This window comes from Aquibium microcysteis (assembly GCF_014495845.1).
Lineage (GTDB): Bacteria > Pseudomonadota > Alphaproteobacteria > Rhizobiales > Rhizobiaceae > Aquibium > Aquibium microcysteis.
Genome location: NZ_CP061080.1, coordinates 4,974,383 through 4,987,021, shown reverse-complemented (window position 1 = coordinate 4,987,021; position 12,639 = coordinate 4,974,383). Strand labels below are relative to the sequence as shown.

The following is a 12,639-nucleotide window of genomic DNA, read 5'->3' as shown; positions in this document are numbered from 1 at the left end:
TACCGCTAAGCGGCAAGCGCTTCCGCTCTCACCGTCGCGTGAACATGCCGTCGAACAGGGTTTTGTACGTGAATGGCGCGCCCGAAAGGATTCGAACCTCTGACCCCCAGATTCGTAGTCTGGTGCTCTATCCAGCTGAGCTACGGGCGCGCATCGGCGAATGGATCGCCGGTCGGGGACTGGACGGAACCGGTCGCCGAGCGAGTTGGTACCTAATGAAGCCGGCGGGGAAAAGCAAGCGGGTTCGGGGAAGTTTTTCGAGGACGGTGCGGCCGCATGTCGCCGCACCGGGCGCGCGGCGGGATGCCAGCGCGGGGACGGACAGCGGATGGCGCCGGACCGTGGGGAAACGCGCGGACAGCTGCCTCAATTCCTGGACGTCCGACTGTTTCCGATCCTGCTTCCCCTGGATCACGTAAACTGCCCCCGCATTTCAGAGGCCTCGACGGGGCTCCCCGCGCGAGGGGCGCGGCGGGCCGGGACATGCGCTCGCCGACCGGGCGATGGGTGCGCGGCTTGCCGGATCAGGCTTCGCGGGCGGGGCGGTGGAGGGTGCGGCGGGCGTCCTTCAGGCTGACGGGCTGGTCGGGGATGGCGATGGCGAAGACCGTGCGGCCGCCGATGCTCTCGACGAGATCGATGGTGCCGCCATGGGCCCGCACGAGCTCGTGGGCGATGGCGAGGCCGAGGCCGGTGCCGCCGCTGCGCGCGGCGCCGCGGAACGCCGCGAAGAGGTTCTCGCGCGCCTTGGCCGGAAGACCGGGTCCGGTGTCCTCGACGAAGATGCGCGTGACCGATCCCTGGCGGTCGGCCGAAACGGTGAGGCGCCGGACGACGGCGTCGTCCATGTCGGCCGACATGGCCTGCACGGCGTTGCGGGCGAGGTTGGTGAGGATGCGGAACAGCTGCTCGGAATCGGCGTCGACCTCGAGATCGGGATCGACGGCGTTGACGCATTCGACCGCGCCCGACGCGTCGAGGCCGAGCATCGAAAAGACGTCGTCGACGAGGCGCGAGAGCCGGAGGATGCGCCGCGCCGGCGGCGGCTCCTGCGCCCGGCCATAGGCCAGCACGCCCTCGGTATAGCTGACGGCGCGGTCGATGGCACGGAGCAGCTTGGGCGCGATCATCTGCACCGATGGGTCGTCGACCGATTGCAGGCGGTCCGACATCAGCTGCGCGGAGGCGAGGATGTTGCGCATGTCGTGGTTGATCTTGGAGACCGCGAGGCCGAGGTCGGCGAGATGCTTCTGTTCGCCGAGCGTGCGCTGAAGCTGCGCCTGCATGAGCGACAGTCCCTGCTCGGCCACGCCGAGCTCGTCGCGCCGGCCGCCGGGGCGCAGCACGCGCGTCGGATCGTCGGGCGCGGCGGCGAAGGCCACCATCGAGTTCCGCAGCGCGCGGATGGGCTTGATCATGATGGTGTGGATGGCGAAGAAGACGAGGCCGGCGGTGATGAGCGAGATCAGCAGCGACAGGATCGCCACGTTGCGCGCATAGACCAGCATGGCGTTGCGCAGTCCCTTGTCGGGGATGATCAGCTCGAACTCCATCTCGCTCTCGCCGACGCGGCCGAAGACCCGCAGCATCCGGTCGCCGCCCGACACCAGCGTGTCGAGGGCGCCGAGCATGGCGGGCAGCGGCCCCACCTTCATCGGCTGGATGTGCTCGTCGACCTGCGGCGGCATGTCGGAGACGACGAGGAGGCTGGAGATGCCTCCGGTGCGCACCGCGATGGCCTTGGCGCCCAGCGCCATCAGCACGTCCTCGCGCAGGCTCGGCGACAGTTCGCCGGCCTCGCCCTGGACCAGCACGACGCTGGCCGCGGCAGCGGTTGCCAGCCGCTCCTCCAGCCAGCGCAGGCGGAAATTGGCGATCGACGGGATGAAGATCAGGACTTCGGCGATCATGACGAAGAGGATCGTGAGGCCGAGCAGCTTGGTGGAGAGTCTGCGGGGCCACGGAACGGCGCCGAAATCGGCCTTCGCCGCCGCCCCGCCCCTCTCGTCGCCCTTGCCGACGGCCATTCCCGATGCCTCCGCGTCGCCGCCCCGAAGCGGCCGATCACGAACCTGCATCAGCCGAAGAGCCGCAGGAAGCCGATCAGACGCCGCACCAGCGGCTTGCGCGCCGCACTGCCAAAGTAGGACATCGCGGCGCGTTTGCCAATTTCGCTCATGGTCGGGTAGGGAGGCACGTAACCGGCGACGTCGCGGACGGAGAGCTTCTTCGACACCGCCAGCGCCCAGAGGTTGATCATCTCGCCGGCATTCGCTCCGACGATCGAGGCGCCGAGGATGCGGCCGCGCGCGTCGGTCACGAGCTTGATGAAACCCGTCGTGGCGCGCTCCGCCTGGGCGCGGTCGTTCTCGGCATAGGTCCAGCGCAGCACGTGGAAGCGCCCGCCGCGCTTCTTCGCCTCCGCCTCCGTCAGGCCGACATGGGCGAGTTCCGGATCGGTGAAGGTGACCCAGGGAATGACGTCGCGGTTCTCGGCGGCGCGCAGCCGGAACAGGATGGCGCGGATGGCGAGGCCCGCGTGGTAGCCGGCGACATGGGTGAACTGCAGCCCGCCCGCGACGTCGCCGATGGCATAGACGCGGCGGTTGGTGGTGCGCATCGCCGGCGTCACCTTGATGCCGCGCCGGTCGTAGGCGATACCGGCCTCGTCGAGCCCCAGGCCGGCGACGTTGGCCGCGCGGCCGGCGGCGACCAGCAGATGGGTGCCTTCGACCGTGTCGGGACCATCTTCGCCCTCCACGCGCAGGCGCACGCCGCCGGTTTCCGGCCTCTCGACGCCGACGACCTTCGTCTTCTCGCGGATGACCACGCCTTCGGCGCGCAGCCTCTCCAGGACGACGGCGGTGAGCTCGGGATCGTCCTTGCCGAGCGCCGACGCGCCTTCCACCACCGTGACCTCGGCCCCGAGCCTTCGGTGCGCCTGGGCGAGTTCCATGCCGATCGGGCCGCCGCCGATGACGACGAGATGGCCAGGCCGTTCGACGCGGTCGAAGATGGTCTCGTTGGTGAAGTGTTCGACCTGGTCGAGGCCGGGGATCGGCGGCACCAGCGGCGAGGAGCCGGTGGCCACGACGAAGCGGCGCGCGCGGATTTCGTAGTCGCCGGCCACCACGGTGTCGGCGTCCCTGAAGCGCGCGGCGTCCTGGATGACGCGGACGCCGAGGCCGGTGAAGCGTTCGACGCTGTCATGCGGCGCGATGGCGGCGATCACGGCGTGGATGTGGTCGTGGACGGCGGAGAAATCGACCGCCGGCTCGACGGGCGCGATGCCGAAGGCGGCGGAATGGCGCATGTGATGGGCGTGCTTGGCCGCGGCGATCATCGCCTTGGAGGGAACGCAGCCATAGTTCAGGCAGTCGCCGCCCATCCGGCCCTTCTCGATCAGCACGACGGGCACGCCGAAGGCGGCTGCCGCGGCCGCCACGGACAGACCGCCGGAACCGCCGCCGATGACGCAGATGTCTGGTTCGAGGATCGTCGTCATGATGGCCTTCCGCGGTCGCTCAATCGGCCGCCCGGTTGCGATATGCCCTGATTGCCGTCGGGATCGCCGCAACGAGGGCGAGCGCGGCGAAAGCGATCGTGATCTGCGGCGTCACCAGATCGCCGAGCGAGATGGCGCGGCCGGATTCGCGGGCGGCGTCCAGCACGCTGTCGAGACCGGTTCCGAGATAGGCGTAGGCGAAAGTCCCGGGCAGGATGCCGATGAAGGTGGCGGCGACGTAGGTGCGGACCGGCACGCTGAACAGCGCGGGCGCGATGTTGATGACCCAGAAGGGGAAGACCGGCGCCAGCCGCAGGACGAGGAGGTAGCCGAACGCATCCTTCTCGAACCCCTCCGCGAGGCGCGCGACCCGTTCGCCGAGCTTGCGGTGCAGGACGTCGCCGAAGGCGCTGCGCGCGGCCAGGAACAGCGCCGTGGCGCCGAGGGTCGCCGCCAGGGCCACGACGACGCCGGCGACCGCCCAGCCGAAGAACAGGCCCGCGACGATGGTCAGCACCGAGGCCGCCGGGAAGGAGAAGGCCGTCGCCAGCACGTAGACGACGAACAGGCCGGCGAGCGCGAGCGCGTAGTTGGACTCGATGAAGCCGCCGAGATCGGCGCGGCTCTCGGCCAGATAGGACAGCGACAGGAAGCGGTGCCAGCCCATGGCATAGCCGAAGCAGAGCCCGAGCAGGATGACGCCGAGCGGCAGGAAGCGCAGGAGGGTCCTGCCTGCACCCTTTTCCTTTTCTGGAATGGCCCTGTCGGCCATCGTCACACTCCGGTTCATCGCCCCTGCTCCACCGTAGCGGTCCGCGGGCCGTTGTCGAACGGTCTGCGCCCGCAAACCTCCTGACCGTGGCTCCGGGTCCGTCTCGCACCCGGCGGCAGGTTCCTCCAAGGACATGAGCCATCGCGGGCGCTGCCACAAGCACCGGTCGTGCGACCTCACCGGCAATTGACGCGCCCTGCCGCCACGCTCACCCCTTCGTGACAGCCGTCGGGCGCCGGAACGGCCAGCCGGCCGGATTTGACTCCGGGCGCCGACCTGCCTATAAGCCGCGCACGTTCGGGTCCACGGCCCGGCGCGGCATTTGCCGTGTCCGTGACCCTTGCGCCAGCTCCTGCTCGACAGAGTTCAGAATCAAGAAGGGCCGCACTCCGCGGTATCAAAAGAAATGAAGCGCACCTACCAACCCTCCAAGCTCGTCCGCAAGCGCCGGCACGGCTTCCGTGCCCGCATGGCGACCAAGGGCGGCCGCGGCGTCGTCGCAGCCCGCCGCAACCGCGGCCGCAAGCGGCTGTCGGCATAGCCGAAACCGGCCGCACCGCGATGTCGAGCGTCGCCGAGAGCGGACGCCCGCCCGTGCGGCTGAAGAAACGCGCGGATTTCGTCGCAACCCAGCGCGGCGAGAAGCGACGCGGACGGCTGTTTCTGCTGGAAGTCCGGGACCGTGGGGATGCCGATGCGCCCCGCGTCGGGTTCACCGTGACCAAGAAGACGGGAAATTCCGTCGTCCGGAACCGGGTCCGCCGCCGCCTCAAGGAGGCGGTGCGCGTGCATGCCGCTGGTGACATGGCGTCCGGCAAGGATTATGTGATCGTCGGGCGTCGCGAGATCCTCGCCGCCCCTTTCGAGGCCTTGAAGGCCGAGCTTTCCCGACGAATTCGCGGAACCGCCCCTGATGGAAAACAACCGTAACTTCTTCATCACGATCGCCCTGTCGATCCTGATCCTGACGGTGTGGCAGGTGTTCTACATGAACCCGCGCATCGAACGGGACCGGGAGGTTGCCCGCATCGAGCAGGAGCGCCTGGCCCAGGAAGAGGCGGCGAAGACGCCGGGCGGAGAAGGGGCAGCGATCCCCGGCGCGCCGGCCGGCGCCGCTCCGGGCGTGCCGGGGGCCAATGTCCCGGGCGGCGGCGCGGCCGCGGGCGCGGCCGACCGAGACGGCATCCTGGCGGCCGGCGGCCGCGTGCGCATCGACACGCCGAGCCTGACGGGCTCGATCAACCTCACCGGCGCGCGGATCGACGACCTGCTGCTCAAGGACTACCGGGTGACGGTCGAGAAGGACTCGCCGATCATCGACCTCCTGAACCCCGCCGCCCTGCCCACCGGCTATTTCGCCGAGATCGGCTATACGGGCGGCGCGACGCCGCAGGACTTTCCCGGACCCGACGCAGTGTGGAGCGTCGAGGGCCAGCCGGTGCTCACCCCCGACAGCCCGGTGACGCTGACCTATGAAAGCCCGGCCGGCCTCGTCTTCAAGCGGACGGTGGCGGTGGATCGCGACTACATGTTCACCTTCACCGATGCCATCGCCAATCAGGGCGGAGAGGCGGTGACGCTGGCCAATTACGGTCGGGTCACCCGCTTCTCCAAGCCCAGCCATGCCAGCATCTACGTGCTGCACGAGGGGTTGATCGGCGTCACCGGAACCGAGGGGCTGCAGGAGATCAAGTACTCCACCATCGAGGAGGATCTGACGATCACCCCCTCGAAATCGAGCGACGGCTGGCTCGGCATCACCGACAAGTACTGGGCCGTGGCGCTGGTGCCGCAGGCCGGCCAGGCGTTCCAGCCGCGCTACACCTATCTGACCGACCAGCGCGCACGCTATCAGGCCGACTACCTGACCGACGCGATCACCCTGGCGCCGGGCGCCACGCAGACCGTCGAGACCAAGCTGTTCGCCGGCGCCAAGGAAGTGGCGCTGATCAACGGCTACGAGGAGCGCGAGCAGATCCGCCGCTTCGACCTCCTGATCGACTGGGGATGGTTCTACTTCATCACCAAGCCGATGTTCTGGCTGATCGATTCGCTGTTCCGGGTGCTCGGCAATTTCGGCCTGGCGATCCTCGCCACGACGGTCGTGGTCAAGGCGATCTTCTTTCCTCTCGCCAACAAGTCCTACAAGTCGATGGCGAACATGAAGAAGGTTCAGCCGAAGCTGCTCGAGATCCGCGAGAAGTACGCGGACGACAAGATGAAGCAGCAGCAGGCCATGATGGAGCTCTACAAGACGGAGAAGATCAACCCGATCGCCGGCTGCTGGCCGATCCTGATCCAGATCCCGGTCTTCTTCGCGCTCTACAAGGTGCTGTACGTGACGATCGAGATGCGGCACGCGCCGTTCTTCGGCTGGATCCAGGATCTGGCGGCACCGGATCCGACCTCGATCTTCAACCTGTTCGGGCTGCTGCCCTACGACGTGCCGTCCTTCCTGATGATCGGCGTCTGGCCGCTGATCATGGGCGTGACCATGTTCCTGCAGATGCGCATGAACCCGACCCCCCCGGACCCGACGCAGGCGATGATCTTCAACTGGATGCCGGTGGTGTTCACCTTTATGCTGGCGACCTTCCCGGCGGGCCTCGTGATCTACTGGGCCTGGAACAACTCGCTGTCGATCCTGCAGCAGGGCATCATCATGAAGCGCCAGGGCGCCAAGATCGAGCTCTGGGACAATCTGGCGGGGCTGTTCAAGAAGAAACCGAAACAGCCGGCCGAGTAGGCCCCGGCCGCTACCTTCCGGGCCCGCCTCGTGCGGGCCCTTCGCGTTTCCAGACCCGTCAAGGAGGGCGGCATGCACGGACCCGATCCTCTCGACCCGCATCCGATGCACGGCTTTCCACGCGTCGGCTTCCTGAAGCCGCTCGTCGATCGCCCCAACATCGAGATCGGCGACTACACCTATTACGACGATCCGGCCGGCCCGGAGCATTTCGCCGAGAAATGCGTGCTCCACCATTACGACTTCGTCGGAGACCGGCTGGTGATCGGCCGCTTCTGCGCCATCGCGGAAGGCGTCACCTTCATCATGAACGGGGCCAACCACGCGACCGGCGGGTTCTCGACCTACCCGTTCAACATCTTCGGCCGGGGCTGGGAGGCGGGGTTCGATCCGCAGACCTGGGCCGACGAGATGCGCGGCGACACGCGCGTCGGCAACGACGTCTGGATCGGGATGGAGGCGACGATCCTGCCCGGCGTGACGATCGGCGACGGCGCGATCGTGGCGGCGAAGGCCGTCGTCAGCGCCGACGTGCCGCCATACGCCGTCGTGGCCGGCAATCCGGCGCGGGTGGTCAGGATGCGCTTCGACGACGACACGATCGGGCGGCTCCTCGCCGTCGCCTGGTGGAACTGGCCTGCGGAGCGCGTCACCCGGCATCTCGACGCGATCCGCGCGGCGGACATCGACAGGCTGGAACGCGCTGCGCAGGGCTCCTGACCGCCGGCCGTTGCAACGGCGGCGGCGACGGACTACGCCTGCGTCACAAGCCCCGGAAAGGGACCCGCATGACCTCTCCAAGCGCGCCGACGCCGCTCGAGACCGCACTCTTCGCCAAGCCCTGGGTGTTCATCCGCGGCGTGCCGTCGATGCAATTCCTGCCGCCGGAGGGTCCGCCGGAAATCGCCTTCGCCGGCCGTTCCAACGTCGGCAAGTCGTCTCTGATCAACGCCCTGGTGGGCCAGAAGGGGCTGGCGCGCACCTCCAACACGCCGGGCCGGACGCAGGAGCTCAACTATTTCGTTCCCGACGGCCATTCGGGCACGGATGGCGATCTGCCGCCGATGGCGCTGGTGGACATGCCCGGCTACGGCTACGCCCAGGCCCCGAAGGACCTCGTGGACGCCTGGACCACCCTCGTCTTCGACTATCTGCGCGGCCGGGTGACGCTGAAGCGCGTCTATCTGCTGATCGATGCACGGCACGGCATCAAGGCGATCGACGGCGAAGTGATGGGACTGCTCGACAAGGCGGCCGTCTCCTACCAGGTGGTGCTGACCAAGGCCGACAAGATCAAGCCGCCGGCCGTGGCGAGGCTGATCGGCGAGACGCTGGAGAAGATCCGCAGGCGGCCTGCCGCCTATCCGGAAGTGATCGCCACCTCCTCGGAGAAGAGCGCGGGTCTGGACGACCTTCGCGGCGCCATCATCCGCGCCGTCACGGGCCGCTGACGGCGCCACCGGCGAGCGGAAGCCGAAAGCGGACGCAGAGCCCGCCCGTCGGCATCTGCGAGAAGTCGAGGGTCGATCCGTAGGCGGACAGTATCTCGGACACGATGGCGAGGCCGAGGCCGGCGCCGCCACGCTCGTCGAGGCGCGCACCGCGCGCGATCATGCGCTGCATGGTCGCCGGATCGGCGCCCTCCCCGTCATCCGAAACCTCGACCAGAACGACGCCACCCGCGACGGAGGCAGCCACCCGGACCACGCTCAGCGCCGCGCGCGCGGCATTCTCCATCAGATTGCCGAACAGGTCGTGCAGATCGTGGTCGTCGACCGCCGTACAAAGTCCGGGGGCGAGGTCGATCTCGAAACGGATCGCCTCGCCGGCCGGCGTGCGCTGCAGGGTGCGCACGATCGCTTCGGCCACCGGGCGGACGGGCGCTCCCGCCGCGCCATCCGGCCGCATGCGGGCGCGGGCCATTTCGCGCTCGATGACCCGGCGCATGGCTTCGGCGGTCGAGGCGACGCTCTCGGCCAGGTCGGCCTGCCCGCCGGCGCGCAGCCGCTCCGCATCGCCGGCAAGGGCCGTGAGCGGCGTCTTCAGGCCATGCGCCAGGTCGGCGGCGCGGTTGCGCGCCCTCTCGGTCTCCTGCGCACGCTCGACCAGGAGCCCGTTGATCTCCGCTACCAGCGGCGCGATTTCAGCCGGGACCGCCTCCGGCAGGAGCGGCGCCTCTCCCGAACGGATGCGCCGCAGCCCACCCCGCACGCCGGCGAGAGGCGCGAGGCCCGCCTGCACCTGAAGCCAGGCGCCGGCGAGGATGACGAGGCCGAAGGCCGCGAGCGCCGGCAGGAGGTCGAGCGCGAAGCCGCGCTTCAGCGCGTCGAGTTCCGCGGTCGCGATGGCCACGGCGATGCGGACCTGACGGTCGCGACCGCCATCGCCGACGATGACGGTGGTCTCCCGCAGCAGCAGCGGTTCGCCATCCGGCGCGACCGCGCGCGCGAGCGTCGATCGGCCCGGCTCGACGGCCTGCGGCGCGACGTCCAGGGCAGCGTCCCAGAGCGAGACGGAACGCGCGGCGGGCGGCTCTCCCGGCTGCGACACCTGCCAGTAGCGCCCGGACAGCGGCGTGCGATAGGCGGGGTCCGACGGTTCGCGCGCCAGGGCGAGCGTGCCGTCCGCCGAAAACGCGACGTTGCCGGCGAGCACGGCGACGGTGCCATCCAGTTCCTGCGCGGCGCGCCGCTCGACGTGCCGGCCGAACAGGGTGACGAGGCCGAAGCCGGCGATCGCGAGCGCCAGTAGCACGCCGGCGAATGCGAGAAGCAGCAGTCTGAGCCGGATCGAACGCGGGTTCACGTCAGTCACCGCCGACGAGATAGCCGAAACCGCGCCGTGTCTCGATGAAGCCGCCGCCGAGCTTGCGCCTGACGCGGCCGACCAGCACTTCGACGGCGTTCGACTCGCGCTCGTAGTGCTCGGCCTGGAGGTGCTCGGCCAGTTCCTGCTGGGAGACCACGCGCCCCGCATTGTGCATCAGATAGGAGACCAGCCGATACTCCTGCGGCGACAGGGACAGAGCCGTGCCGCCGCGCGTGACCCGCATCTGACGGGGGTCGAGCACGACGTCGCCAATGGCGATCTCGGCGGCCGCATGACCACCGCGCCGGCGCAGGACCGCCCGCAGACGCGCCAGCAGTTCCTCCATCGCGAAAGGCTTCGGCAGGTAATCGTCGGCGCCCGCGTCGATACCCTCGACCCGCTCGCGCCAGGTGCCGCGCGCGGTGAGGATGAGCACCGGAAAGCCCCGGCCCTCGGCCCGCCAGCGCTTCAGCAGGCTCATGCCGTCGAGCCCGGGCAGGCCGAGATCGAGGACGACGGCGGCGTAGTCCTCCGTCGAGCCGCGAAACCAGGCGTCCTCTCCATCGCCGACCGCCTCGACGACGTAACCGGCGCCCGCGAGCGCCGACTGCACGTCCTGGCGGATTCGTCGGTCGTCCTCCACCAGCAGGATGCGCATCAGTCGTCCTCGTCCACGTCGAGGATGCGCCCCGTTCGCGCGTCCAGTTCCACCTCGACGACCCGGCCGTCCGGCCGCAGAATGCGGATCTCGTAGAGGACGCGGCCGTCGTCCTCGTCCAGTTCGGCCTCGACGATCTTGCCCGGATAGCGGTCCAGTGCCGTCCGGGCCAGGCGCGCGAAGGGCAGGAACTCGCCTGCGCGCGCGCCGCGCGAGGCCCGTTCGGCGTCGTCGCGGTCGTCGTCGGCGAAGGCCGGGCCCGGAAGGACCAGCAGCAGAAGGACGACGGCGGCGCGCAGGAACGGCATGTCCCGTCCTGCCGCACTGCGGATGACAGAACGCTGACAGCCGCGATCAGCCATCGGTCATGCCGGCTCTGCGAGAAGGGAGAGGCAGACGGCGGCACGGGGTCGCCGGACCGGAAAGGGAACCATCATGTCAGGAACAAGAACGTCGCTCGCCGCCATCGCCTTCCTCTCGCTCGCCGCAGGCCCGGCGCTTGCCGATGACGACCGGGACGACGATCGCTGCCGCGCCGGCAACACGGGCTGGATGAGCATCGCCGAGATCAACGAAAAGGCCAAGGCCGCGGGCTACACCGCCTTCGAGATCGAGCGCGACGACGGCTGCTACGAGATCAAGGGTACCGCGCAGGACGGCAGCTGGGTGAAGGTGAAGATGCACCCGTCGACGGGTGCCGTAGTGCAGACCCGCAGCCGCGACGACGACGACAATCGCGACGACGGCTGATCACGCCATCCAGACACGGGGAACGTCGCCGGACGGGTTCCGGCGACGTTGCGTTCAGGCAGCTGCCGCCGGCCGGAAGGTGAGCGACACACCGTTGATGCAGTGGCGCTTGCCGGTGGGCGGCGGGCCGTCGTCGAAGACGTGCCCGAAATGTCCGCCGCAGCGCCGGCAATGGACCTCGGTGCGCACCATGAAGAAGGACCGGTCGCTCTTGGTACCGACCGCGTCGGGAAGCGATTCCCAGAAGCTCGGCCATCCGGTTCCGGAATCGAACTTGGTTTCCGACGAGTAGGCGGGCAGATCGCAGCCGGCGCAATGAAACACGCCCTTGCGCTTCTCGTCGTTGAGGGGGCTGGTGAAGGCGCGCTCGGTGGCTTCCTCGCGCAGCACGGCATATTGCTGCGGGGACAGCATGGCGCGCCACTCGGCCTCGGTGCGGGTCACTTCGAAGTTGCCCTCGCTGCTGGCTCTGGCGTCCGTTCCGAAACCGAAGATACGCATCTGCGATACTCCTGTGACCGTCGCCGCCGCTGCAGCGACGGAGGTGGCGAGAAAGGTGCGACGTTTCATGGCGTTTCTCCTCTGCTGCGGGATGTAGGCTTTGCCGCGGTCACGGCAAAATCAACTCGGCTTGAAACCGTCGTCGATACGGATGCTCTCCCGCCTGAAAGAAACATCCCGCGCCGGTGAGGGCGCGGGATGCGGGCATGTGCCCCGGTCGATGAACCGCAATGCGGTCCGGATGCGCGCCGATCAGGAGGCCGGCAGCAGGACCTTGTCGATGACGTGGATGACGCCGTTCGACGCGTCGAGGTCCACCGCCGTGACCGTGGCGACGCCGCCGGCCGGATCGGTCAGGGTGACCTTGTCGCCGTCCAGCTTAGCCTGGAGCGTGCAGCCGCCCAGCGTCTCGACGTTCGCCGTGCCGCCGCCGTCGCTGATGAGCTTGGCGACCGCGGAGGACATGACCTCGGCACCGACCACGTGGCAGGTGAGGATCTTGGTGAGCTGATCCTTGTTCTCGGGCTTCAGGAGCGTATCGACGGTGCCGGCCGGCAGGGCGGCGAAGGCGTCGTTGACCGGAGCGAAGACGGTGAAGGGGCCGGGACCCGAAAGCGTCTCGGCAAGGCCGGCCGCCTGGACCGCGGCGACGAGGGTGGTGTGAGCCTCCGAACCGACGGCGATCTCGACGACGGTCTTGTCCTGAGCGAAGGCCGACGCGGAGAACGCGAGGGTGCCGGCGAGAAGAGTTGCGGTGAACATACGCATGAGCTTCAGTCTCCCTGATTGAACCACTCCGCCGTCGCTGGCGAAGCTGCGGGAGACACGAGACCGGCGGACGGGAAGTTTCACCTCGCTGCGATCACGAAAACGTCAGGATCGGGTGCAGGGCGCGCGTC

At 68.8% G+C, this 12,639-nt stretch carries 14 protein-coding genes and 1 tRNA gene; 6 read left to right on the top strand and 9 right to left on the bottom strand.

The window, feature by feature from the left end; translation table 11 throughout:
• Positions 1-73 precede the first annotated feature (73 nt).
• The 4 genes from IAI54_RS23575 to IAI54_RS23560 form a co-directional block, all read right to left on the bottom strand.
• A tRNA-Arg gene (locus IAI54_RS23575) sits at positions 74-150 on the bottom strand.
• Between the two features lie 374 nt (positions 151-524).
• A complete protein-coding gene (locus IAI54_RS23570; protein ID WP_420838248.1) occupies positions 525-2,078 on the bottom strand; it encodes a sensor histidine kinase in 1,554 nt (517 codons plus the stop codon).
• Complete coding sequence (locus IAI54_RS23565) at positions 2,078-3,505, bottom strand: dihydrolipoyl dehydrogenase family protein (RefSeq protein ID WP_187969490.1); 1,428 nt, start codon at positions 3,503-3,505, stop codon at positions 2,078-2,080. Before IAI54_RS23565 ends, IAI54_RS23570 begins: the two co-directional genes overlap by 1 nt.
• Before the next feature lie 19 nt (positions 3,506-3,524).
• Positions 3,525-4,295 (bottom strand): TVP38/TMEM64 family protein, encoded by a 771-nt coding sequence (locus IAI54_RS23560; protein ID WP_235679160.1) that lies wholly within the window; start codon positions 4,293-4,295, stop codon positions 3,525-3,527.
• Between the two features lie 388 nt (positions 4,296-4,683).
• On the opposite strand from IAI54_RS23560, the gene rpmH reads away from it, so the two are divergent.
• The 5 genes from rpmH (at position 4,684) to yihA (ending at position 8,474) form a co-directional block, all read left to right on the top strand.
• Positions 4,684-4,818, top strand: coding sequence for a 50S ribosomal protein L34 (gene rpmH / locus IAI54_RS23555; RefSeq protein WP_008833937.1), 135 nt, complete (start codon positions 4,684-4,686; stop codon positions 4,816-4,818).
• Positions 4,819-4,838: 20 nt separating this feature from the next.
• Positions 4,839-5,207, top strand: a complete 369-nt coding sequence (gene rnpA / locus IAI54_RS23550) for a ribonuclease P protein component (RefSeq protein WP_187969489.1) — start codon at positions 4,839-4,841, stop codon at positions 5,205-5,207.
• Complete coding sequence (yidC, locus tag IAI54_RS23545; RefSeq protein ID WP_187969488.1) at positions 5,191-7,023, top strand: membrane protein insertase YidC; 1,833 nt, start codon at positions 5,191-5,193, stop codon at positions 7,021-7,023. The genes rnpA and yidC overlap by 17 nt, the downstream gene beginning before the upstream one ends.
• Positions 7,024-7,095: 72 nt before the next feature.
• Positions 7,096-7,743 carry a CatB-related O-acetyltransferase gene (locus tag IAI54_RS23540; protein WP_187969487.1) on the top strand — a complete coding sequence of 216 codons (648 nt, stop codon included), beginning with the start codon at positions 7,096-7,098 and terminating at the stop codon, positions 7,741-7,743.
• Between the two features lie 68 nt (positions 7,744-7,811).
• Entirely contained in the window at positions 7,812-8,474 is a 663-nt protein-coding gene (gene yihA / locus IAI54_RS23535; RefSeq protein WP_187969486.1) for a ribosome biogenesis GTP-binding protein YihA/YsxC, read from the top strand.
• On the opposite strand, the gene IAI54_RS23530 is transcribed toward yihA, so the two are convergent.
• The 3 genes from IAI54_RS23530 to IAI54_RS23520 are packed head-to-tail and all read right to left on the bottom strand — an operon-like array spanning position 8,461 to position 10,797.
• On the bottom strand, positions 8,461-9,828 hold the full coding sequence (locus tag IAI54_RS23530; protein WP_187969485.1) for a sensor histidine kinase: 1,368 nt from the start codon (positions 9,826-9,828) through the stop codon (positions 8,461-8,463). The genes yihA and IAI54_RS23530 overlap by 14 nt on opposite strands.
• 1 nt (position 9,829) lies before the next feature.
• Complete coding sequence (locus tag IAI54_RS23525) at positions 9,830-10,489, bottom strand: response regulator transcription factor (RefSeq protein ID WP_187969484.1); 660 nt, start codon at positions 10,487-10,489, stop codon at positions 9,830-9,832.
• Positions 10,489-10,797, bottom strand: coding sequence for a PepSY domain-containing protein (locus IAI54_RS23520; RefSeq protein WP_187969483.1), 309 nt, complete (start codon positions 10,795-10,797; stop codon positions 10,489-10,491). Before IAI54_RS23520 ends, IAI54_RS23525 begins: the two co-directional genes overlap by 1 nt.
• Positions 10,798-10,924: 127 nt before the next feature.
• On the opposite strand from IAI54_RS23520, the gene IAI54_RS23515 reads away from it, so the two are divergent.
• On the top strand, positions 10,925-11,239 hold the full coding sequence (locus IAI54_RS23515) for a PepSY domain-containing protein (protein ID WP_187969482.1): 315 nt from the start codon (positions 10,925-10,927) through the stop codon (positions 11,237-11,239).
• 54 nt (positions 11,240-11,293) lie between these two features.
• On the opposite strand, the gene msrB is transcribed toward IAI54_RS23515, so the two are convergent.
• Both msrB and IAI54_RS23505 read right to left on the bottom strand, forming a co-directional pair.
• The gene (msrB, locus tag IAI54_RS23510; RefSeq protein WP_187969481.1) at positions 11,294-11,809 is read right to left on the bottom strand and encodes a peptide-methionine (R)-S-oxide reductase MsrB; all 516 of its coding nucleotides are present in this window, start codon (positions 11,807-11,809) and stop codon (positions 11,294-11,296) included.
• A gap of 183 nt (positions 11,810-11,992) precedes the next feature.
• Entirely contained in the window at positions 11,993-12,508 is a 516-nt protein-coding gene (locus tag IAI54_RS23505) for a fasciclin domain-containing protein (RefSeq protein ID WP_187969480.1), read from the bottom strand.
• Positions 12,509-12,639 lie beyond the last annotated feature (131 nt).